This is a genomic window from Rubripirellula lacrimiformis, assembly GCF_007741535.1.
In the GTDB taxonomy this organism is placed as follows: Bacteria; Planctomycetota; Planctomycetia; order Pirellulales; family Pirellulaceae; genus Rubripirellula; species Rubripirellula lacrimiformis.
On record NZ_CP036525.1, the window covers coordinates 3,363,310 to 3,387,543 of the forward strand.

15 protein-coding genes are annotated in these 24,234 nt (G+C 58.0%); 7 read left to right on the forward strand and 8 right to left on the reverse strand.

All coding sequences use genetic code 11. The features are described 5' to 3' along the window. The first annotated feature begins 187 nt into the window (after nucleotides 1-187). A complete protein-coding gene (locus K227x_RS11900) occupies nucleotides 188-2,422 on the forward strand; it encodes an NADP-dependent isocitrate dehydrogenase (RefSeq protein WP_145169689.1) in 2,235 nt (744 codons plus the stop codon). Between the two features lie 54 nt (nucleotides 2,423-2,476). Here K227x_RS11900 and K227x_RS11905 read toward each other — a convergent pair whose 3' ends face one another. Next, on the reverse strand, nucleotides 2,477-4,945 hold the full coding sequence (locus K227x_RS11905) for a DEAD/DEAH box helicase (RefSeq protein WP_246146756.1): 2,469 nt from the start codon (nucleotides 4,943-4,945) through the stop codon (nucleotides 2,477-2,479). A gap of 78 nt (nucleotides 4,946-5,023) precedes the next feature. On the opposite strand from K227x_RS11905, the gene K227x_RS11910 reads away from it, so the two are divergent. Then, nucleotides 5,024-6,442, forward strand: coding sequence for a glycerate kinase type-2 family protein (locus tag K227x_RS11910; protein ID WP_246146757.1), 1,419 nt, complete (start codon nucleotides 5,024-5,026; stop codon nucleotides 6,440-6,442). A gap of 9 nt (nucleotides 6,443-6,451) precedes the next feature. Here the strand turns inward: K227x_RS11910 and K227x_RS11915 are convergent, their stop codons facing one another. Beyond that, complete coding sequence (locus K227x_RS11915; protein WP_145169692.1) at nucleotides 6,452-6,829, reverse strand: hypothetical protein; 378 nt, start codon at nucleotides 6,827-6,829, stop codon at nucleotides 6,452-6,454. A 353-nt stretch (nucleotides 6,830-7,182) separates the two neighbouring features. Between K227x_RS11915 and K227x_RS11920 the strand changes: the two genes are divergently transcribed. Continuing rightward, nucleotides 7,183-7,407 (forward strand): hypothetical protein, encoded by a 225-nt coding sequence (locus K227x_RS11920; protein WP_145169693.1) that lies wholly within the window; start codon nucleotides 7,183-7,185, stop codon nucleotides 7,405-7,407. 193 nt (nucleotides 7,408-7,600) lie between these two features. Here K227x_RS11920 and K227x_RS11925 read toward each other — a convergent pair whose 3' ends face one another. The 3 genes from K227x_RS11925 to K227x_RS11935 form a co-directional block, all read right to left on the reverse strand. Further along, nucleotides 7,601-9,466: a Gfo/Idh/MocA family protein gene (locus tag K227x_RS11925; protein WP_145169694.1), complete on the reverse strand. Its 1,866-nt coding sequence runs from the start codon at nucleotides 9,464-9,466 to the stop codon at nucleotides 7,601-7,603. Nucleotides 9,467-9,541: 75 nt separating this feature from the next. After that, a complete protein-coding gene (locus tag K227x_RS11930; protein WP_145169696.1) occupies nucleotides 9,542-10,510 on the reverse strand; it encodes a DoxX family protein in 969 nt (322 codons plus the stop codon). Nucleotides 10,511-10,754: 244 nt separating this feature from the next. Continuing rightward, nucleotides 10,755-13,931: a leucine-rich repeat domain-containing protein gene (locus K227x_RS11935; protein WP_145169698.1), complete on the reverse strand. Its 3,177-nt coding sequence runs from the start codon at nucleotides 13,929-13,931 to the stop codon at nucleotides 10,755-10,757. 303 nt (nucleotides 13,932-14,234) lie between these two features. Between K227x_RS11935 and K227x_RS11940 the strand changes: the two genes are divergently transcribed. Together K227x_RS11940 and K227x_RS11945 are read left to right on the forward strand one after the other, a co-directional pair. Further along, entirely contained in the window at nucleotides 14,235-15,689 is a 1,455-nt protein-coding gene (locus K227x_RS11940) for a hypothetical protein (RefSeq protein WP_218933946.1), read from the forward strand. Nucleotides 15,690-16,023: 334 nt separating this feature from the next. Next, nucleotides 16,024-16,998, forward strand: coding sequence for an LURP-one-related/scramblase family protein (locus K227x_RS11945; protein ID WP_218933947.1), 975 nt, complete (start codon nucleotides 16,024-16,026; stop codon nucleotides 16,996-16,998). A gap of 172 nt (nucleotides 16,999-17,170) precedes the next feature. Here K227x_RS11945 and pheA read toward each other — a convergent pair whose 3' ends face one another. Then, complete coding sequence (pheA, locus tag K227x_RS11950) at nucleotides 17,171-18,319, reverse strand: prephenate dehydratase (protein ID WP_145169701.1); 1,149 nt, start codon at nucleotides 18,317-18,319, stop codon at nucleotides 17,171-17,173. A 400-nt stretch (nucleotides 18,320-18,719) separates the two neighbouring features. Here pheA and dnaK point away from each other — a divergent pair, with 400 nt between their 5' ends. Further along, entirely contained in the window at nucleotides 18,720-20,648 is a 1,929-nt protein-coding gene (gene dnaK, locus K227x_RS11955) for a molecular chaperone DnaK (protein WP_145169702.1), read from the forward strand. A gap of 84 nt (nucleotides 20,649-20,732) precedes the next feature. Here the strand turns inward: dnaK and K227x_RS31405 are convergent, their stop codons facing one another. Next, a complete protein-coding gene (locus tag K227x_RS31405) occupies nucleotides 20,733-20,864 on the reverse strand; it encodes a hypothetical protein (protein ID WP_261343436.1) in 132 nt (43 codons plus the stop codon). On the opposite strand from K227x_RS31405, the gene clpB reads away from it, so the two are divergent. Then, nucleotides 20,863-23,517, forward strand: a complete 2,655-nt coding sequence (gene clpB, locus K227x_RS11960) for an ATP-dependent chaperone ClpB (protein WP_145169704.1) — start codon at nucleotides 20,863-20,865, stop codon at nucleotides 23,515-23,517. The genes K227x_RS31405 and clpB overlap by 2 nt on opposite strands. Nucleotides 23,518-23,537: 20 nt before the next feature. On the opposite strand, the gene K227x_RS11965 is transcribed toward clpB, so the two are convergent. Then, entirely contained in the window at nucleotides 23,538-24,050 is a 513-nt protein-coding gene (locus K227x_RS11965) for a hypothetical protein (RefSeq protein ID WP_145169706.1), read from the reverse strand. Between the last annotated feature and the right edge of the window lie 184 nt (nucleotides 24,051-24,234).

Here is a 24,234-nt window from a genome sequence, read left to right on the forward strand (position 1 = left end):
CCGATCGCTACAGGTCGATGCCCGGTGTCAGATCAAGATCGCTGCGGAAACCATACAACCCGGGTATTTTGACTGCGGTGAATGTGTGCAGGTGCCCCGGACGGGCCCAATCGGGACTGTCCCGTCCAGGTATTTCGATGGTACGATTTGCACACTCAGTTTGCATCGCGAATAGAAAGACCCCCATATGTCCGATCCGTCCACCAAAATCATCTACACCTACACCGACGAAGCCCCGGCACTGGCAACCCATTCGCTGTTGCCGATCGTGGGCGCCTACTGCGACGCAGTGGGTGTGAAAGTCGAAACCCGCGACATTTCTTTGGCGGCTCGGATTTTGGCGAATCTTTCGGATCATCTTAGCCCGGACCAGCAACGCCCCGATTCGCTCGCCGAACTGGGCGAACTCGCGAAAAGTCCGGAAGCCAACATTATCAAACTGCCGAACATCTCGGCCTCGATCCCGCAATTGAACGCTGCGATTAGCGAACTGCAGTCCAAGGGATTTCCGATCCCGGACTTTCCGGATGACCCGCAATCGGATCAGGAAAAAACGATCCGGGGTCAATACGCGAAGGTGCTCGGAAGCGCCGTGAACCCTGTTCTGCGCGAAGGCAACTCGGACCGCCGTGTCGCGGCGCCGGTCAAAGAATACGCCCGCAAACACCCGCATTCGATGGGAAGTTGGTCGTCGGATTCGAAGACTCATGTCGATTCGATGGCGGACGAAGATTTCTACGGCAGCGAAAAATCGCACGTGATGGAAACGGCCGGCAAAATCCAGATCAAGTGGATCGGCAGCAACGGCGAGACCGCGGTCCTGAAAGACGGCCTGGCACTGCTAGATGGTGAAGTCATCGATGCGTCGGTGATGAGCAAGGATGCCCTGCGAGCGTTCTTGGCCAGCGCCATCGATGATGCCAAGAAACAAGACGTTTTGTTCTCGTTGCACATGAAGGCAACGATGATGAAAGTGTCCGACCCGATCATCTTCGGTCACTGCGTCAGCGTTTTCTACGCCGATGTGTTTGAAAAGCATGCCGCGTTGTTCGATGAAATCGGCGTGGACCCCAGCAACGGTATCGGCGACGTGTATGACAAAATCCAATCGCTAGATGCCTCCAAACAGGCCGAGGTCAAAGCGGATATCGAAGCGGTTTACGCGAAACGTCCTTCGCTAGCGATGGTCGATTCGGATAAGGGCATCACCAACCTGCATGTGCCCAGTGACGTCATCATCGATGCTTCGATGCCTGCGGCAATTCGGTCGTCTGGCAAAATGTGGGGCGCCGATGGAAAACTGCATGACATGAAAGCGGTCATCCCCGATCGCTGCTATGCCGGCATCTATCAAGCGACGATCGATTTCTGCAAAGCCAACGGTGCGTTTGACGTCACCACGATGGGCAGCGTTGCGAACGTCGGGCTGATGGCTCAGAAAGCCGAAGAATACGGATCGCACGACAAGACTTTCGAAATCGCTGGCGACGGCAAGGTCCAAGTGATCGATCCGGCGGGCAACGTTTTGATGGAACACGAAGTCCGAAAAGGCGACGTGTGGCGGATGTGTCAAACCAAGGACATTCCGATCCGCGACTGGGTTCGATTGGCCGTCGCGCGAGCACGAGCCACCGGGTCGCCAGCCATTTTCTGGTTGGACGAAAACCGGGCTCACGATGCGAATCTGATTCAGAAAGTCACCGCGTACTTGCCCGAGCACGACACCGATGGACTGGAAATTTCCATCATGTCGCCCAACGATGCGGCCACCCAGTCGTGCCAGCGTGCGAAGGACGGCAAGGACACGATTTCTGTCACCGGGAACGTGCTGCGTGACTATCTGACCGATTTGTTTCCCATCCTAGAACTGGGCACCAGCGCCAAAATGCTTTCGATCGTGCCGCTGTTGGCTGGCGGTGGACTGTTTGAAACCGGTGCCGGCGGATCGGCTCCGAAACACGTCCAGCAATTGGTCGACGAAGGCCACCTGCGTTGGGATTCCTTGGGCGAATTCTTGGCGATCGCAGTGTCGCTAGAAGACTTGGCCGAAAAGACCAAGAGTGCCGACATCCAGGTGTTGGCATCGACCCTGAATTCGGCAACGTCGCGGCTGCTGGACGAAAACAAATCGCCTGGCCGCAAAGTTGGCGAATTGGACAACCGCGGCAGCCATTTCTACCTGGCCCTGTATTGGTCCGAAGCGTTGGCGGCACAGTCCGACAGCCCTGCCCTGCAGTCCAAGTTCAGTGAACTGGCCAAGACGCTTGCCGAAAACGAAAGCAAGATCTTGGAACAACTTTCCGCCGCCCAGGGCAAGCCAACCGATTTGGGTGGTTACTACCTGGCGGACGAATCCAAGATTCGATCGGCGATGCGTCCAAGCGGAACGCTGAACGCAGCCATCGAAACGTTGGCTAGCTAGTTCCGCCGCAGTGAACGGATTCGTAGCGGCGCGACTCGGCAGCGATCGACGCCGCTACTTCGAATTCCGGCGACCTTCTTCGACCAGGTCGTCGGCTTCACTTGGTGGCTGTGCCAACATCTCGTCGGTGCTTTGAGGGTCGATTTTTCGGCAGGTCTCGGTCAGCCGATCGGCCAATTCGTCCAGCGGGTCTTCCCAGGTTTCGACCGTCGTTTCCAGCGGCGGAATGTTGGCCATTTCGTCCAACAACAGGATCATCCGCAGGCAGTGCCGAAACAGGATCCCTTCTTCTTTTTGCAGTTTGCGGGCGGTGACATATTTGTTGAAGTCGCCGCCGAATTCCATCAATTCGCCCACGATCCAGACCGGGCGAACGTTCACGTCATGAACGCGTGGGAATTCGTTTCGGAACATCCGCAGGATTTTCTCGCCGATCGTCAGCGGCCAAACCTTTTGCTCTTCGAACATCACGCGACCGAATCCTCGGTTCGTGATGTCTTCGTCATCGTTGGGATTCTTGGCACCCAATTCTTCGGATGTTGCCAACCCTAGAGTCAGCAATTGTGGATCCAGTCGCGTGGTGGCAAGCGTTCCGGCCGGCATGTCGTCATAAGATGGCATGCGGCAGAACCGGGCGACCGTTCCGGGCACCTCCAGCACGCTTTCCAGTGCAGCGATGCGTTCGCTGGGATCCGCGATCGCCAACTGGTCCGCCAAGAAGACACCGAACAATGGATTGATGCTGCGGATATGCACCAGTCGTTCCAGCCGTTCAGTGGGCGTCGCCGTCTTGGGGCGGTAGGTATCGACTTCGTACCCGCGGCTTTCGATCAATTTGGGGTCGGCGTTGTCCACCGGGTCTGGGTTCGTTTTGTCAGGTTCCTCCACACGCATTTGGTCCAGGATGTCACCGAACAGCCCTGCCGTCTTGGCGGCTTTCTTTTCTTTGTTGGTCGGTGGTGGCGGCTTCACTTCGGCCGCATGGGGCTTGGGATCCAGTTCCAGATAACCGGCGGTCCACAGCGTGATCAGCATCCGGTTCAGATCGCGCTGGGCTTCCTCGATCCCCTTGGGAGGCAGCAGGCGGCGGCCGACCATGTCGCGGATCGGTTGCACGTTGGGATCTTTGCCGAACAGGTAGGCCAGCAATCGCCAGGGCAATCGACCGCGACTTTCTAGGTTGGCCGAATCGGCCTGTTGAAGCTGTTCAAACTGAGCGGCGGTCCAGTAGGATTCGCCAGCCCGCCGTTTGGGCATCTTTTTCTTCAGCTGTTTCTTGGCCTTCATCAATCCCGGATCTTTGGTGTCCTCGGGGATCGAGTCGTATTTTTCTCGCCATCGGTTGATCTTCACGTCGTCTTCGTGAGCGAGCGAGAAGACATAGCCGACGTCATCGAATTGCGGACGACCGGCGCGGCCAAAGATCTGTTGCGCCGACGCGATCTCACACAGCTTCTTTTTGTCGCGCGGCCCTTTCAGCAGGCTCGGCAAGACGACGCTTCGGGCTGGCAGATTGATGCCCGCGGCCAACGTTTCGGTGCAGACGCAATACGCCAATAGTTTTCGCTGAAACAGTTCCTCGACCATCCGGCGATACCGCGGTAGCACACCGGCATGGTGCACACCGACGCCCCGCATCAGGATCTGTTTCAGTTTGGGGCCGGCGCCTTCGGACATGTCCGCAGCGTTCAGGTACTCGGCGAGTTCGGCTTGCCGCGTCTTGTCGATCACGCTTTTGCCCTTCAGCATTTCGGCAGTCGTCCAGCACTGCGAACGGCTGAAACTGAACATCAGGGCCGGGGTGCGGCGGGCCACGGAATCGCCAGCGGCAATCCGTTCGGAAAAATCAGCCAGCAATTCGTCGTCGACCCACGAATACTGCAGCGGAACTTTACGCTCGGTCCCGACCACCAATTGCAGTCGACGGTTGTGGGCCCGTGTAAGCCACGATGTGAACTCCATCGCGTTGCCGACCGTGGCGGACAACAGCAGCGTGCGGATATGGGCGGGCAGCAGACCGAGCGTCAATTCCCAGACGACGCCCCGTTCGCGATCGTTGAACGAGTGGAATTCGTCCATCACGACCGACGACACTTCGGTGAAGTCAAACGATTCGGTGTTCAGCAGGCGATTGAGCAAGATCTCGGCGACCACGACCAAGACCGGCGCGTCGGGGTTCACCGTGCGATTTCCGGTGACCAAGCCGACCTGGTCGGGACTGAACCCCCAGCGGACCGCTGATTGCCGCAGTTCGTCCAGTTTCTGGTCCGTCAACGCGATCAACGGGGTCGTGTAGTACATCCGCGTTCCGGTCCGCAGAGCCTCGTAGACGGCGGCTTCGGCGATCATCGTTTTGCCCGTTCCCGTGGGCGCGCAGACCAGGACGCCTTGGTCGCCGGTAAAGTAGGCCAACATCGCCTCTTCTTGGACCGGGTACGGCGCAAAGGGCAACAGGTCGAAATACTCGGCTGCTAGTTCGTCGCGGTCGGGAACCGTTTCGGATTCGGGGTGCTTGTTCGTCATGACAAACAACTTACCTTGCATGGTCACCCTGGGGCGAGACCGGGCATGCGAAGTGCAAAATATCAGGAGCTTTGGCCAGTGAACAAACCAAGACAAGATGCGACCGAAATCTGGACCGCGGGCGTCGACAGCGTTCGGGCCGAGGGGCTTGTCCGTCGGGAAGTCCAGGTCGATGGCGACGTGTTGTCGATTCACGGCCATGCATTTGATCGATCCGATTTCGACCGCATCGTTGTGGTCGGCGCGGGGAAAGCCGCCGTTGCCATGGCGACCGGTTTCGTCGGATCCGCCGCCGCGTGGCGTCCCATCACCGGGTGGGTCAACGCTCCCGAGGGGACGATGGCGGACGCACCGTCGGATCAACAGGTTGGCGGAATTCGACTGCATCCCGCCCGGCCGGCCGGAGTGAATGAGCCGACCCCAGCCGGCGTTCTTGGCACTGGCCGGATATTGGACCTGGTCGCGGCTGCTTCCCCGCGTGACCTGTGCGTCGCCCTGATTTCCGGTGGCGGCAGCGCGCTGATGCCGGCTCCCGCCGATGGTGTGTTGTTGGCCGACAAGCTTGCCGTGACGCGATTTCTGAGCTCGGCCGGCGCCGACATCGTTCAATTGAATACCGTTCGCAAACACTTAAGTGCGGTCAAGGGCGGCGGAATCCTGCGCCGCTGCCGCGCCGGGCATCTGGTCACGCTGGTGCTGTCGGACGTTCTGGGCGACCCGCTAGACCTGATCGCATCGGGACCCACCGTTGCGGATACGTCGACCGCGAAAGATGCGATCGACGTGCTGCGCAGATTCGATCCCGATCGCGAATTGCCCGCAGCGATCTATCAAACGCTGGAAGCAAAACAGCAGGCCGCGGATGCCGTCGCCCTAGACAATGTGGCTGGCGCGGTGACTGATCCATCGATCGGGCGCGAGGTGCCAAATTCCGTGTTCGTGATCGGCAACAACGCGGTGGCGGTCGACGAAGCGGGGATCCAAGCCGAAAGTCTTGGGTACAACCATGTCATGCAGGTTGCGCGGCAATGCGAAGGCGCCGCTGAAGATGTGGGCCATCACTTGGCCAAAATGATCGTGGGAATGTTGCGGTCGGATCCCGCCGATCATCGTCTGGATTGTCTGATCACCGGCGGCGAACCGGTGGTTGCATTGGCCCCGCCGGAAACTCGTGGCCGAGGCGGCCGGAATCAACAACTCGTGCTGGCGGCATACGAAGCGTTGCTGAAAATCGGGCTTCGATCCGAAGAATGGGACCGGCTTTGCTTGCTGTCGGGCGGCACCGATGGCGAGGACGGGCCGACCGACGCGGCAGGTGCCATTTTGGACGGTGATGTCCATCGCCGCGCCCAAGCTCTCGAATGGAACGTCGCCGACACGCTTGCGCGGAACGATGCGTATACGTTCTTTGACGCCGCCGGCGGTCTGTTGATCACCGGGCCGACGGGAACCAATGTGTGCGACGTCCGCGTGGCGTTGGTGTCGCCACCGAACTGATCTGGCCGATCAGTGTCCGTAAACGAATACCGGGACATAGACGCGTCGGGGAGCGTATCGGCTTTGCGTCATCGGAATGGCGGTCCACTGTGGCCGCAATGGATCCACGCCCAGCCATAGGTTGCGCTCGATCCGCGCCGATCGCTCGTCTGCCCGGCGGATGGCTCGTGCCAGTCGCAGGTCAGCCATCGCGGGGGCGACCGATTCGGACTGGGATCGTCCCTTCACAATGGTCGGCTTTTCAAGCGAATCGAACAGGTCCATGCGATCGATCGCACCGTTCGAAGCGTCGCTAGGCGGCCGCGTTGTGTCTTGGGCGAAACCGACCTGGCTTAGCGCCAATGTGCCAGAAATCGCAGCAGATGCGAAGATTTGTCGGATGTTCATGACGGGTCCAAAGCCAAAGGGCGGTCAAAGTTTGCGTTGTCCAACATTGCGAATCGACGTCCTAGGCCTGCCGGGTTGAACCGGACCCCAATCGTCTGCGAACTTCGCCGGTGGGGCGATCAGAACTGCGCGTTGTGACGGTTGTGACTTTCCGCGATCCCGGATCCGCCGCAGGCCGGTGCGTGAAAGTGGCGTTGGTAGGTTTTCCGCCGATAGGTCGGCGTCGGCGCAATCGCACCCCCCTGTATCCCTGTCGAAGCAATAAATTCGGGCTGTCGCTAGGAGAAAATGGAATGTTCGGATACGATGAAGAACCGTATTTCCCCCCTAACTGTTCGTGGAGAACCCTCGCCGTGAAATCCGTTTTCACCCTTCTGCAAGCCCTGACTGCCGCATTTGTGATGACCTGCACCTTTGGTTGTGCACCACCAGCGCCCGTCGAAGTCAACACTTCCACCGATGTGACGGAAAGCTCCAACACAACGACCGGTGCCGAAGCGCCCGGCAGCAACACGACCACCGGTGCGGACGCACCTGCAGTTGAAGAACCCGCAGCCGAAGAACCTGCTGCAGAGTAGTCACACGCACCACGCACACGCGTGTGGGACCTTTGGGGTCCATGGAATAAAAAACCCCGATGTCTGGCAGTGCCATCAGCACTGGCCGGACATCGGGGTTTTCTTTTGGCCATCGCTAGGATGGCGTTTTCACAACAGCCAGCGGCACCGGTGGGTGCCGCAATCTTAGCAACGCACTGATCAGTTCCGCCGACTAGGCGACCGGCTTTTTCATGAACGCGGTTTCCGCGGCAATGTCGCTGCCGTCTGGCACTGCATCGTTATCGATGTCGAACCATTCTTCCTTGAACTGCAGGTGTCCGCCCTTGCCGGCGTTCGCATTCTTCAGTGCGACGTTGGTCCCCAGCGCGATCACCGCATCGCCCATGGCGACTTCGGGATAGCATCGTGGCTGGTTTTCTTTGTCCGGGTTGCGGATGCAGTAGGCCCAGTGTTCGATCTCTTCGCGATAGCCGCGGCTGACCGGCCCCGAGTCTGCTGCCTTGGCGATTGGCGCGGCGAAGTCGCCACTGCTGCTGGTGTCCAACGCATAGCCACCGGCTTGCTTGGCAACGCCAACCTTGCTGCTGGTGTCACTGTTTCGGTACAGCAGTGCGTCGGTTTCTTTGTCCAGCACCAAGGTGCCCTTGGTCCCCATGACCACTTCACCCCAGCCGCCGAATCCGTTTCCGTTGATCGACGAATAGGTGACGACGACCTTCTTATTCGGGTCGTTTTCATAACCGGGAACAGCCCCGGTGCGTTCCCATTGCTTGCTGGACTTGTTCATCACGCTGGCGGGATAGTTTTCGATCTGATCGTAATATCCGACGTCGAACGTCTTTTCGTACTCTGGGCCAGGGAACTCGTACATGCAGTAAACATGGTCACCGACGGATCGGTCTTCCGGCATGATGTGCAGTCCGCCAACGGCGTGAACGCTTAGCGGGTGGACCTTCTTGCCGTCGTTTCGAAGCGAGCTAAGGAAGATGCTGACCGCGTCCAATTGGTGGCTGCCGAGTTCAGCCATCAATCCGGCACCGGTTCGGTCGTACAGACGCCAACGGTGCAGTTCTTCCATGGCGGTGACGACTTGGTCACCCATGGTGAAATCTTTGTAACCGAAGTCCGCCGGGTTCACGTTCTTGTCCGCATCCCAAGCTTGGAACATGGCCAATTCTTGTTGCAGTCGGACGATTTCTTCCGGATCGGTTGCTGTCTTCAGACGGCCTTGGCGATTGCGAATGTCGCCGGCGATTTTGTCGAACCGCTTTCCGCCGGCGCCCTTTTCGCCACCGGGCAATGGCATCTTCCAGCTGTCGGCCCCGGGCACGTTGCTGCGGTGCCACTGGGCACGGATGTGGTGCAGTTGTCCCAGAAGTCCCCAACGGATCAAGTTGATCGCGTTGTCATACTTGACGTTGTAGTGACGTTGGTGACCGGTCGCCAAGTGCAGGGGATTGCCGGCGGTGTCCTTCAATTCGCCTGCCATCCGCGACATGACTTTGCACTGGGCCACGTTGTGTGCCATCAGTTTTTCAGTCAACACGTGCAGCCCACGTTCCATCGCTTGGGCAGCGACCGGAGCGTGCAGCCACAGCGGCAGCGCGATGATGATGGCTTCGATATCGGGATCGTCTAGACAGGCCATGATCCCGCCATTGCTGCCGTCGTAAACCTTGACGTTGCGGCGAGCTTCGGCTTCGTCTTTATAGCCAGCGACGCTAAGGAGTCCGGGGCGTCGCGCAAGCGCCGATGGGCTGGACCAATCGCCGTGGAAAGCACGGTGCTGGCTGAACGGGCGAATGTCACAGATCGCTTTGACTTCGACGTATTCCGGATTGCAGCCGCCGATCAGAACGTTTCCTTCGTCGCCGGTACCGATGACCGCGACGCGTACAGGATCGTTGACCTTGCCGTAACCAAAGTACGCGGCGCCCAATCCGGCGCCACTGACGGCTCCCGCCGAAACGATGCCGCGAAGGAAGTCGCGACGGTTGACGTCGTAATAGCTGCCGACGGCGGAGTAGTAGTTGTGTTCGCCGACTTCGCGTTGCTCGCTGGTGAGTTTATCGACCATGGGATGAACCTACAGAATGAATAAATGGTTGAATGGTTGGGGGATTACCGATTTTGGATGTCGCCGGTAACCGACTTAGGTTGCGATTTCTGGTTCATCGCGGTACCAGAATTTGCGAACGATCAAGTGCAGGAAGAAATCCAGTCCCGCAAAACGACCAGCACCGGTCGATGCCAGCACCAAACAGGCCATGCATTCGATCAACTGATAGTTGCTGGAACTTGGACCCGTCGTTGGTGGGTACTGGCTCAAGAACACCGACCCCAAGAATCCGGCTGCGGCTAGCCCCGCGATCGGGGTAAAGAATCCCAACAGTAGGCACAGTCCGACTGCGATATCGAAGTACGGAATGATCCCGTCGATGACGCTGGTGTCGATCCGTCCAGTGCGTGGTTTGACCAATTTTAGGGACGCGTGGGCGTCGGCTTGTTCGGGCGTTGCGACGGCGTTTTGCGCAGCCGCGTAGTTGTCCCAGATTTTGTCAATTTGCGACAACGCGGGTGCCGCTTTACCGAGCCATTCGCGGCGAATGGTGTCCCGTTGGCCACCCAAACTGGCGACTCCATCACGCAGGGTGCGTTCGGATTCGTCCGTTTCCAAAAGTGCGATGCGATCGCGGCCCAGTTCGAACTCTTCTAGTTCCGCTGAATTCTCGGCGATCACCCACTGGTACTGCTCGACGGCGTCCTTGTAGTTGATCTGTGCCCGACGCGTCTGTGCTTCGTCGAAACCGTAATGGGCGATGATTTGGTCACGATAAACCGCCCAATAATATTGGTTGGCTGCTTCGTTTAGCCGCAGTTTGCCGTCCGCATCCCAGACCATGCCACGAAACTGGCCTGCCATCGGCCCCTTCGCATTGGCGAAAAAGGGGGCTGCACTGAAGTTCCCAGCGGCATACTTATCCATGCCCTCGCTGTAGAAGTGCCAGCCAACAGAAATACGCAACAGGACCAACATGACCGCTGCTATCAGGCTCAATAGTCGCGGCGAGAAACCCCACCCGACGCTTAAACGAAGCGGAAACAGAAATAACTTTCGCACGGAACAACTATTCCAAAAACAGGTTGAAGGTGTAGGTGGAAGCGAGAAGGGTGGCGGTGACGCGAATCGGACCCGCTAAGCCTGTCCAACGAGGTCGTCGATCGAATCCCGTCCGTAGCTTACACGAGAAACCGCCACATTCGCCACTGCGGCAACGAAATCACCGCAAACGATACCGCGAAGGCGGTCACCGGGTCACTTGGGAACCCAGCCAAAGCTGAAAACGGGTCATCCGGCCGGTGGGCTATTCCGTTTGCGTTACCGAAACGGGTCGAGCCTGGATTTGACGATCGTCGGCCGCCGGATCGTGATTCCCCTTGGTGCTTGTCGGCACGCCGATCTCGGGTTGGTCACCCTTTGTTGCCACCGCCGAATCGGTTGACGACATTTTCCGGGCAATTCCCAGGGGGGCGGCCTCAGCAGCCGAGCGGCGGAATTGCTGGACATCGATCCGCGCAGGATCAATGGTGCTGGCCAACATCCCGTACGGGTGATTCGCCGTCCGACTCCGGAACTGTTCCATTTCCGCGTCGGCGAAATCCGGATCGCCACTGTCCGGATCGGCACCGTCCAGGTCGGCGGAATCTTGGTCGGGGATCTCTTGGTTGGCGGTGCTCTGGTCAGCCAATTTCAGGGCGTCCGGTTCCATCGATTCGGGATCGGGGATCGTTTCGTCTGGCTGGGGGTCGGCGGGCTGGGGTTCGGCGGGTTGGGGGTCGGCGGGTTGGGGGTCGGCGGGTTGGGGTTCGGCGGGTTGGGGTTCGGCGGGCTGGGGTTCGGCGGGTTGATTCGTCGGTGCGGACGTCAGTGCCAAATTGCGGTTGCTGCGATAGGTCCAGGACGCTTTCCGGAAGTTCGTCAACCGTCGCTGGATTTCGCCCCTGAATTCCGGTTGGAAATCGGCGAATGGTTCCGAATCCAATTCGCCCAAGTCGACCGCCATGCGAAGGTTCGACTGCAGCAATTTGGCGACATCGGATTGCGTCAGATCGCAGCGATGAACAATCAGGCTCTTCAAACCCTGCGACTGGGCAAGCGTGTCGAGTACTCGCGAATCAAATTTGGACTCGGAAAGATCTAGCACGTCTAGCGATTCGTTCGCCAGCAGATGGCTGATGTCTCGATTGGTCAGATCGACGCCGCGAAGCGACAGACGTGCCAGTTGGCTCATTTCACAAAGTCCGCTGATCGCTGCCTCGCTAAGCGGGACGCGATTCAAGGACACCGATCGCAACGATTCGATCGAGCTAAGCCAGGCGATCGTGCGGACGTCGACATGGGTGTCGTCCAGATTGACTTCCCACAACGATTCCAGATTCTGCCAATGGTCGGTGACCGAATCATCCAGGTCGGTGCCCGGTACCACAAGCACGGTCAAGCGAATCATTTCCCCGATCTTGCGTAGGCTTTCCGTGGATAGCGACGGATAGGCAAGCGTCAGTTGGTCCAGGCCTGGGCACCGCGCCAGTTCCTGGAACAAGGAATCGTCCAGTTCCGGACCGCCAGCCGAGAACCAACGCAGGTCTCGCAGACCGGACAGCACCGCAGACGGCGGCCACGGATGGGTCACGGCCAATCCGCGCACCGAACGAGCTTGACGGATTTCAAGCTTCGACAACGGGTGTTCGATGCGTATCGTCAGACACAATTTCGGCTGGTCCTTGATCCCCAACTGATCCAACCGGACCAAGGGACCGACGTCTAGGAAACGCAAGTTCGGATGACCCTGCAAGTTGATCTCCGTCAACTGCGTGCCATTGATTCGCAAAAACGATAGCTCGGGAAACTCCTGAACGAACCACGACAATTGATCCTCGTGGATTTCGCAAAAGCCAAGATCCAACTGCGTCAGGTTTTTCATCGGCTGCAGGTTTTTTACCTGATCAAACGTGACAGTCGATTCCTTCAAAAGCAGATGCCGGATTCCCGCGTTGTTTGCCAAGCCGCTTAAATCGACATCCTTTAGCGGTAGCCCCGAAAGCGTCAGTTTGGCTGGAACGCCGCATCGCCCGATCGTATCCAACCAGGTCTGAATGCGTTCGGGCCGGTTCACATTGTCTAGCGAGTCGCCCGCGGACGAAGTCAAGAACGCGCTCAGTTCCAGTTCACGTAAACGTGGCAGGTCTTCCAGGTCCAGCGTTTGAAGGTCGCCGGCAAAACAGGTCGTTCGAACCAAGCCCGGCAAATTTTTGAGCGTCAGATTCTGGTACCAAGACAATCCCGGGACCCATCGGTTTTGCGACGACATCATCAACTCTTGAGTCACTTCGTCATCGATCGCCATCAATCGAGGCAGATTTTCGGCGTGCAAGTTGTGCTTTTGGATCCGGTCGATTCGCAGCGTTTCTAATTTCGGCAAATTTACCAGACGCAGCGTCAGCGGTTCGTCGTTCAATTGTTCCGTGCGCCGGGTCAGCGTCAAACTTCGCAGTTCTGGCCAACCTTCGATCGTTAACGAATCGCGAATGCCCTGGGCCGGACGTGAAAGTTGCAGCGTTTCCACATAGTCAGCCCATTGCGGTCGGCCCAGTTCCGACAACCGCACGTCCGTGTTGGCCAGGCTGATCGTCCGCAAACTGATCATCGAACTGGTCCGCGCGATCATCGCGGAATCCACGTCTGTCCGTTTCAGACAAATCGATGACAGCCACGGCAATTGCACCATGACGTCGATGTCCGCGTTCGACAGACTTTGGTTCGCTAACGTAAAACCGGCTAGGTGGATTCGATCGATCAACGGCGACATCGCCTGACCCTGGAATCGTCCGTAAAACGATTCGAACAGATTCAACGTTGGCAACCTGCAAACCGTTCGGATCAACGCGTCATCGGCTGCAACGCACTGAACCCGACGCACTCTGCTGAGACGTTCGACCAATCCTTTCGGCAATCGGTCAACCATCGGGGCCGGCAACCAAGCCGACATGTAACAGTTGCCGCTGCGATTGACTCGGTTGGCGATCTGTTGGTGTTCCTTCCATTCGAAATGCCACCGCGTCAACATCACCGTCGGGACCAAGACGATCAGACAAGCCAGACCGATGTCAAAGATGGTCTGCATTCGGCGCGGGTTGCCTGCCGACGCGATCCGCCGCACTCGGATTTGCACGATCGCAAAAACGATTCCACAAACGCCGATCGATACCAGAACGTTGGTCACCAATCCCAACGTCGACCAATAACGCCAACGGTTGCCGTCGGCGGCGTAATGCACGGAATAGCGGTAGGGCCAGCCCGCCATTCGTGGCAGGGCCTGGGATCCAAATCCAATCATTCCGTCGACTTCGGCAACACCTGTCCAGTGTTGGTTCGCAGCAACATACTGATACGGAAGGTTCGCCGCGATCAACAGCACCGCTGCGATCGACGCGAGCACGATTCCTGCAATCACGACCTTGCGGTCGTCTTGGATAGATAGCATCGATTCGAGTACTCCCGGACTCGTTTTCTCCGGCGTCACGAGGACAACGGATGGAATATTGATGCGAACGGGGTGCCACAGAGGGCGGGATAAGGACGACGAAGCGGTTAGCGATCGGCGACCAGATCATCCTAGCAGACGCCGAACTGGCAATGTTCTGTTGTGTCCTGCCAAGATTCGCGATCTGATCACGAATCCAGTTTGGCAGACGGTTTTTTCCAAGCACTAGCTATCATGGATCTACCGCACATCAAGGCGACCGGAGCACTCGGCCGTCCAACAAAAATCTACAAGGCAAATCCTATGGCTATCCCACCCTGGACGATCGATCTGTTGCGACGAGGGCTCAGCGACGTGGCAAAAAAGGCCCGCGAGCCTGAGGTGATGGAGAAGATCAAGAACCAAGCCAGCGAAATTCTGCAGGATTTCCCGCAGTCCGCCGCTCGCAGCATCGATGCGGTCATGCGAACCGCCGACACCGGTCGTCGATCGGTCCAACGTTGGGCCCGCCAACATACGACGGTCGCTGTCCCGATGTTGAACGCCTCGGGGACACTGCTGACCGAGCGAGGTACCGGGGTTCCGTTGGCCGACGCGGTTACCGAGATCGGGTGCGAATTGATCGGCGGCGACACGGTGGGCGGATCCGAGTTTCGCCAACGGATTCAGCGTCGACTGGATCGTTGTCTGCCAGATGCGTCAGGGCAATCGGTTGCCATCGCCCACCGGTTGGAGGCCGCGGTGGCTGCCATCACGCTGATCGGTGACAATCGCGAAATCGTCATCCATCGCAGCCAAGCGATCGGGCTTGCCGGCGGTCAATCGTTGCCCGATGTTTTGGTGGCGGCGCTGGCATCCGATGGTCAACGGAAGTTGTCGGAAGTGGGAAGTTCGAATCGTGCTGTCGAATCCGATTTCGGTTCTCGTGACCATTTCATCACGGTCTTGGCGGACGATGGCAGCCTGCCGGTGGCCGCCTTTGACTTCGACGGCCGCGACGTCATCCAAGTCGCGGTCCTGCCGATCGCGACGCTAGGACGCAGTGATCGTGATGACCAGATTCCATCGGTCGAATCCGTCTTGGCCGCGGGAGCCGACGTTGTCGTGTTTTCGGGCCAGGGTATCGCCGGCGGACCGGCCTGCGGCATCCTGGTTGGACCCAAGGACTTGGTCCATCAGATCCAGGCTTGCCCCGCGTGGGCATCCTTGGCAGCATCCGAAGCGACCATCGCGATGATGACCGTCGCATTGGAAATCACGTCATCATCGACGCCTGTATTCAGTTCATCGACGACGATGCCGATCGAAAGCTTGCTGGCGACTTCGGCCGAAAATCTAAAAGGTCGGGCCGAACGCATGGCGATCCGTCTGACCGCCGACGATGGGATCGCCCATTGTCAGGTGACCGCCGACGATGCCGGTTTGACGTCCGGTGGCCGATGGAAATTCCCCTCTCGGCAACTTCGCTTGCGACATCACCATCGGTCCGCCACCGAATGGGCCAAGCGACTTCGCGCCGACATCCCATCGGTGTTGGCAGCGGTCGATGGCGACGATCTGGTGATCGACCTGCGTTGGATCGCCGCGGCCGACGATGGCAAACTGGCGACCGCGCTCGGGGGCCATGGTGATTCGTCCGCGATCGAATCGCCGACCGATGATTCGCAGGGCACCCAGGCACCGCAGGCGGATTCGATTCGCAACAACTCCGACCTCGACGCCGCTACGATCCCCGATCCACCGCAAGCGCCCAGCTAGGCGCGTCCGGCGGAATCCGGGCTACGTGCTCGCCCGATCGATTGGGCAGGTTTGCTTTGATTTGGCTGAATCCAACACCGGTCGGGAAACCTTCTCGGCCGTGAAACCGAACCATAGCCGACAAGATTTGCCGGTTAAGCGGTTTGGACTGGATGATCGGGTCAGACTGGTCGATACCGAATGAAGGAAATTACGTAGACAACGCCAGTCTTCGATGCGCCGCTCGGGGCCTTTGGGCCACGGGACCAAGGTGCTTTGGGCCAATGTGCCTTTCGTTTGGCCAATCGGTCGCGAAACGATCGGTCACGATCGACGTCTGGTGTGGTCGTTCACGGTGAAACCGTCAGGAAAGATCATGGGCAAAAAGGATCCAGTGCCCTCGCGCCGTTATCTGGACATGTGGGCCTTGCCAGGGATGCATCCCAGCAATGTCGATATTCTGCAGCAGATGAAGACGGCCGATACCAACCATTTCACCACGCACATGGACACCGTCGGCACGGTCGCTGAACAAGATCTTGAATCCGGTTCATGGGCGACGACCCATATGTTGGGGCTTCGAACCGACGTCTGGAAAGTCGATGGCGCGGAATTGGAAGACGCGCTGGAAGTGATGCGTGATCAACGTCGTCAAACACTGAAGAAACAGATCAAGAAGACGGGGCGACTCTCCGCCAAGCAAAAAGCGGATCTGGATGCGCAGCTTGAAGATGACGACGTGATGCAGATGGAACCGGGCGAGATCGAGAAACGCCGCTTGGTTTTGAAGTTGTTCAAGACGTCGACCGATCGAGTGCGTTGGTGTGGCACGATCGAACAAGTCACCATGACCGAGGTGCACAATTCGATCGGTTCCAAACGCAATCTGCTGACGATGGTGGTGATGCTGCCGCGGTCCGAACACGTGACGTACATCCAACAGAATCACCGCACGTTCCGAATCCCATCAATTTTTACGTTTGGATTCTTCGACGGCCAACAAATGCATCACGTTGCGATCAAACGGAAATGGGTTTCGATCGGCGCCGATTTCGAAGTGGAATGCGACGGGGAATCGATTGGCGAAATCGATGGCCGGTTGTTCTCCTTTGGCGCCGATAGCTATCTCGATATCGACCCCGGACCGCTCAGTGAGAACACCGGGTTCATCGATCTGATGACTCTGTTCACCGCCAGTGTCGGGTACCACAAAGCGATGCGGAAAAGCGTCGACCGGCGAGTCAAAGCGACTCTCAGCGGCCAGTCGCATTGCCATGTCGTCTGCAACGAAGAACTAAGACTTCGCCACAACGGCCGCGCCGCCGCCTAGGGCATCCCTCACGGCGCACGAACACCGCAACACGTCCCACCAGACGTAGCGCAAGTCGCCAAGACTTTCGACGCGTCCCCACCAAGGCTCCACCAAGGCCGAAACTCTTGGCGAGTTGCGCTTGCACGTTGGTCCACCCCGTTTCGCTGCGATTGCGGCGAATCTTTGCGACTTACAGCTTGGCTTTGGGGTACGCGCCCAACACGGTTAGTCGTTGGGCTTGGGCGGCTAGTTCTTGGATCGCCGCGGCGACGGCTGGGTCATCGCGATGACCGCTCAGTTCGACAAAAAACAGGTATTCGTTGGCAGCATCTGGCGACGGGAACGATTCGATCCATGTCAGGTTCAGCGATTGTTTTTTGAACACGACCATCGCATCGGCCAAAGCGCCAGGGACGTGACTGACTTGAAACAGGATGGCTGTTTTGTCGTCACCGGTGGGGGCTTGGCGTTCTTTGCCGAGCACGGCGAAACGGGTGACGTTGTTCTGGTTGTCTTCGATGTTGACGTCGATCACATCCAGTTCATATTGCCGGCCCGCTTCCAGGCTAGCGACCGCAGCGATGCCCAATTTCTGAGACGCTAGCTCGGCCGCCGCCGCGGTACTGCTGATCTCTACCAACTGTGCGGCTGGCAGATTCTTCGTCAACCAGGCTCGGCACTGCGACAGCGCCTGCGGTTTGCTGTAGACGTGAGTGATCTCGTTTCGTGGCGATTTCGACAACAGGTTGTGGTGGATCGGCAGCAGCACCTCGCCGCAAATCTGCATCTCGCGACGAACAAACATGCCCAAGGTATCGACGACGCGGCCGTCGGTACTGTTTTCGATCGGCACCATCCCCGTCGCGACGTCGCCGCGTTGGACCGATTCAAAGACCGCTGGGATGGACGATACGGGCACCAGTTCAACGGCATCCCCGAAGTACTTGAGCGCCGCAAGGTGGCTGTAACTGTGCTCGGGGCCCAAGTACGCCACTCGCAGCTCATGCAGGGACTGCAAGCAGACACTCGATAGGTGACGCAGCAGTCCAGATACCTCATCGCTGGGCAACCCGCCGGCAAGATCACAGTGCGACGCCACGAGTGAATCGATCTGCCGCGCAGCACTGGCGACCCGTCCTACCACGGCGGCATCGTGATCCACGACTTCTGCCCGGACGATCTCTGCCCGCCGCTGGAACAGGTCGATCAGCTGAAGATCGATGTCCTGGATCAATTTCGGCGCAGCATCCTGTGGTCCCGAATCGCTGGATCCGGACTGCTTGCAACCCGACGGTTGGGGCTGGGACGATTCAGACGAAGATGGACGCGATTCGGTCATGGGCCGGGTTCATGGCGATGGAAGGGAGCAGCGGAACAGTCCGTAGCGTGATCTGCACACTAGGCTACGCGAGTCTGTCAATTTGACACACCGCACATTGGACCTTTCGAGGGCGAAATTTGAAACCTGTCAAAAAAGTATTGGAGGGATGCCTTTCGCGTGTTTCCGGGACGAAGTTGGCTAGGAACGGCCATGTTTTCGAGTTTCCGAGGCTCGCATTCCGACAAATGGCACAAACTTTGCCTTCATTGAATCTCAACGCCAAACGACGACGAAATCGACAGTCGCCGGCGACTCAAATTCAACGGACCGCTGTTGCGGTGAACCGAACAAGATAGCGTTCCCAGACAATTCAATCCCACCCGCGCGACAGAGCGACCTTTTCACGGAGAGACCTAACATGGCCCAGGGCGAAAAAATCATTGGCATTGACCTCGGTACGACGAACAGCGTTGTGGCGATCATGGAAGGCAGCGAACCCAAAGTCATCCCGAATGCCGAAGGCAATCGGCTGACACCTAGCGTCGTTGCATTCACAGACAAGAACGAAACGATCGTCGGCGAACCTGCCCGTCGACAAGCAGTGACCAACCCCAAACGCACCGTTTATTCGGTCAAGCGGTTCATGGGGCGTCGTCACGCAGAAGTCGAATCCGAAGAAAAGATGGTGCCCTACGGCGTCGTCGGAAATGCGGACGAATACGTCAAAATCGGCATTGGCGAAGACAACTACACCCCGCAAGAAATCAGCGCGAAGGTGTTGCGGAAATTGAAGGAATCGGCCGAGTCCTACCTAGGGCACAAGGTCAACAAGGCTGTCATCACAGTCCCTGCGTACTTCAACGACGCCCAACGACAAGCGACCAAAGACGCTGGCCAAATCGCCGGCCTAGAAGTCGCGCGGATCATCAACGAACCGACGGCGGCCGCGCTCGCTTATGGTCTGGACAAGAAGAAAGACGAAAAGATCATCGTCTTTGACTTGGGCGGCGGTACCTTCGACGTTTCCATCTTGGAAGTTGCCGATGCGGGCGACGAAGAACAGGAAAGCCGAGTTTTCCAAGTGGTCAGCACCAGCGGAGACGGTCACCTTGGTGGTGATGACTTCGACGATGCATTGATCAACTACGTCGCTGATACGTTCAAAAAAGACAACGCGATCGATCTGCGAAACGATCCGATGGCTTTGCAACGGTTGCAAGAAGCATGCGAAAAGGCAAAGAAAGAACTCAGCACGCTGCCTGAAACCGACATCAATCTTCCGTTCATCACGATGGACGCATCAGGTCCAAAACACCTGACGATGAAGATTTCACGCAGCAAGTTCGAAGAACTCGTTGACGACTTGGTCGAACGTTGTCGCAAACCAGTCATGCAAGCACTGGAAGATGCAGGCATGAAACCGGGCGATATCGACGAGATCGTATTGGTCGGTGGTAGCACACGTGTGCCAAAAGTGCGCGAATTGGTGAAGGCGATCTTCGGCAAGGACCCACACCAAGGTGTGAATCCCGACGAAGTGGTTGCCGTTGGCGCCGCGATTCAAGGCAGCGTTCTGGCTGGCGATCGAACCGACGTTCTGTTGCTAGACGTCACCCCGTTGACGCTGGGCATCGAAACCGAAGGTGGCGTGATGACCGCATTGGTCGAACGCAACACCACGATTCCTGTCGAAAAGAAGAACGTTTTCAGTACGGCTGCGGACGGTCAAACTGCGGTCACCGTTCGGGTGTTCCAGGGCGAGCGGAAGATGGCGACCAGCAACCGATTGCTGGGCGAATTCAACTTGGAAGGGATCCCGCCTCAACCGCGCGGAATGCCACAGATCGAAGTCAAATTTGACATCGACCAGAACGGCATCCTGGCGGTGTCGGCGAAAGAACTGAAAACCGGTAAAGAAGCATCGGTCCAGATCAAGGAAGCCGGCGCGCTTAGCGAAGACGAAATCGAACAAATGCGAAAAGATGCTGAATCCAATGCGGATGAAGATCGCAAGCAGTTCGAACTTGTCGAAGCCAAGAACAAGGCTAGCCAACAAGTTTATCAGCTCGAAAAGTTGATGAAAGAAAACGACGACAAGCTGACCGATTCGGACAAAGAACCGATGAACAAGGCGATCGAAAAGGTGAAATCCGCCTCCGAAGGCGAAGACGCCGACGCGATCAAACAAGCGACCGACGAATTGGATGCCGCGTCGCAAGCGTTCAGCAAGGTCTTGTACGAGAAGAACGAAGCAGCCGGTGGCGATGCAGCCGGCGCCGGTGCAGCCGCTAGTGCTGACACCAGCGACGATGATGCCATCGATGCCGACTTCGAAGTCAAAGACTAGTTGATCGGATCAACCGCGGCTCCGGCCGCGTTTCAATAGCGAAAGGCGGGCGTTCATTTTTGGACGCTCGCCTTTTTTTATGCGCTAATCGTTTCGGGTCAATGCGCCGTCCATCGATGCTTCTGCGTCGATGTGTCCGCGTCCTTCCACACCCGTTTGGTTCCCATTGGTCCACCCTTTGCTCTCTGTGGCCAATACAAGGAGATACACTGCCATGACATTTCGATTCGATAAGTTAACTACCAAAGCTCAGTCCATTGTTGCCGAGGCTCAGGCCAACGCGGCGTCCACCGGAAACCCCGAGATATCAACGCTTCATATCTTGTCGGCGATGTTGGACGAATCCGAAGGGATCACACGTCCACTGTTGGACAAGATGAAGGTCGATGTCGGCCAACTGGTCAGCACGGTCCAAAGCGAACTAGGACGACTGCCCGCAGTGTCGGGCGGTCGTCAACCGGCGATGGCGTCCGAACTGCAGAAAGCGTTCGACGCGGCCGCTGATGCCGCCGCATCGTTGAAAGACGAATACGTTGCAACCGAGCACCTGTTGTTAGGGTTGGTTCGTGCCGATGGCAAGGCGCAGCGGTTGCTGAAATTGGCCGGGGTGTCCGAGAGCGATGTGCTAACTGCGATGGCCGCGGTGCGCGGATCCGCTCGCGTCACCGACCAGAACGCCGAAGATACCTACCAAGCACTGGAAAAGTTCGGCATCGACCTGACTCAATTGGCCGCTAGCGGCAAGTTGGATCCGGTGATCGGTCGCGACAGCGAGATTCGCCGAGTCATTCAAGTTTTGTCGCGTCGAACAAAGAATAACCCTGTGCTGATCGGGCAGCCCGGCGTGGGCAAGACGGCGATCGCCGAAGGGTTGGCGCTGCGAATCTTCGAAGGTGATATTCCGCAAAGTCTGAAGGACAAGAAAGTCGTCTCGTTGGACATGGGCGCCCTGGTCGCCGGTGCGAAGTTCCGCGGCGATTTCGAAGAACGTCTGAAATCGGTCCTGCGGGAAGTCAAAGACAGTGACGGTCAGGTCATTCTATTCATCGATGAACTGCACTTGGTCGTGGGTGCGGGCAAGGCGGAAGGGTCGCCGGACGCAGCGAACTTGCTGAAACCGGAACTGGCCCGCGGTGCGCTGCGATGCATCGGAGCCACGACGCTGGATGAATACCGGCAACACATCGAAAAAGACGCAGCGTTGGAACGTCGTTTCCAACCGGTCTACGTCGGCGAACCCAACGTGGAAGACACCATCGCGATCCTGCGCGGGTTGAAGTCACGCTACGAATCTCACCACGGTGTGCGGATCACGGACAGTGCAATCGTCGCGGCTGCCAATTTGTCGGACCGCTACATCGCTGATCGATTCTTGCCAGACAAAGCGATCGATTTGATCGACGAAGCGGCTAGCCGGTTGGCGATCGAAAAGGAAAGTGTGCCAGAACCGATCGACCAGATTCAACGTCGGCTTCGCCAGTTGGAATTGGCGCATCGGCAGTTGGTGGCCGAAGAGGAAGATTCTGCGGTCGCCAAGCGAACCGAGATCGAAGAGGAAATGGAATCCTTGGGCCGCGATTTGGCGAACCTTCGCGAACAATGGGATGCCGAGAAAATCGGCCTCGACGATGTTCAGACGATCCGACAAGAAGCAGAAGCGCTGAAGCATCGGTTTGCGACATTGGATGCCGAAGCGAAACAGAAACAACTTCGCGGTGAGAGCCCCGAACAGATCTATCAGGAAATGTTGGACACCCGTTCCAAGCAAACCGAACTGGAGAATCGCTTGGCGGAACTGGAGTCGCGCGAAGCGGCTCCCGAACCGGACCCTGTGGATTCCAAGCGTCGCTTGCTGCGCCGCGATGTCACCGAGGAAGAGATCGCCGAGGTCGTCAGTACATGGACCGGCGTTCCCGTCACTCGAATGCTGGAAACCGAACGCGCCAAGTTGCTGGTCATGGAAGAGCGCTTGCATGCTCGCGTGATCGGACAAGACGAAGCCGTCGCAGCGGTCTCGGACGCGGTACGTCGAAGCCGTAGCGGATTGCAGGATCCGAATCGTCCGATTGGTTCGTTCCTGTTTCTAGGTCCGACCGGCGTCGGCAAGACGGAGCTTTGCAAGGCGCTTGCCGAAGTGATGTTCGACGACGATTCCGCGATGGTGCGGATCGACATGAGCGAGTTCATGGAACGGCACAGTGTGTCGCGATTGATCGGTGCACCGCCCGGATACGTCGGTTACGAAGAGGGTGGCAAGTTGACCGAAGCGGTCCGGCGTCGGCCCTATGCGGTGTTGCTGCTGGACGAGATGGAAAAGGCTCACCCCGATGTTTTCAACATCCTGTTGCAGGTGCTCGATGACGGCAGACTGACCGACGGGCACGGGCGAACCGTCAACTTTTCCAACACGGTCATCGTGATGACTAGCAACGCCGGCAGTCAGGTGATCCAACAGGTCACCGAGGAAGGCGGCAGCGAGGAAGATATGCACGTTGCGGTCAACGAGGCGCTGAAGGCAAGGTTCCTGCCAGAGTTCCTGAACCGGATCGATGACATCGTGATCTTCCACCCGCTCAACAGGGACGAGATTCGAAAGATCGTCGGTTTGCAACTGAACCACTTGGCCACCCGACTGAAAGAGAACGACCTGACATTGCAGTTCAGCGACGCAGCGATCGACGAGATTGCCAAGGTGGGTTACGACCCGACCTATGGTGCACGTCCGCTGAAGCGAGTGATCCAGCGTGAGATTCAGAACCGCTTGGCCACGGCATTGCTGAAAAATTCGTACCCGGACGGATCCGTCGTTTCGGTGGATTTCGTCGGGGACGAGTACGTCTTTACGGGGTCAAGCGAGGTGGTTTCCTAGCCTGTGGATCCGGTGAACGGTCAGTTTTGTTGATTGACCATCACCGGGGCGCGGCCCGGAATGATTCGGACTTCGATGTCATCGAGACTCTTTTGACGAAGCGTGTCTTCGTTCGGGGTCTCGATGTCATCGAGTGTCCGATCGCGAAGGTAGGGGCGGCGTGGTTCTTCATCGTCGGTGTTGGGCCCGTCTTCGTCCCAGTTTTCGTTCTCTTGCATATCACCATCGTCGCCACGCTGTTGCTTCTTCAACTGCTGACGCTCGCGGATGATTTCGTCTGGATGATCGGGTTCGTCGCGATTGGTCAACGCCGCCATCTTGGCGCCACCGGGGTCAAAGACGCTGCCGACGCGTCCCGAATCGCGATTGGTACGCTGCCAGGCTCCGCCATATGCCGGATAGGCAAGATCTTCGCAGTCGGCGCAAATTCGACATCCGCCAAGCGGCAGTGCGGCGATCATCAGCACCGCGATCGACCAGGTTTGAACCAGTCGCGGGCGGAGCGATTCCGTACGGTGGGAGATGTTTGACATGGTTCAGACTCGAAGCGTATGCGATCTCGCAAGGAAACGTCGACGCCCTGTGGCATCGATATCAGGTTGTATCGGTTAGTCAGGCAGGTGGCCTGAGTGAAACTGTTCCGGTTGGGCGAAGGTTTTTGTCTCGGCAGATCGTGCGGCCATCCTGGCAGTCGGGGGGGGGGCGATTTCGTGGAAA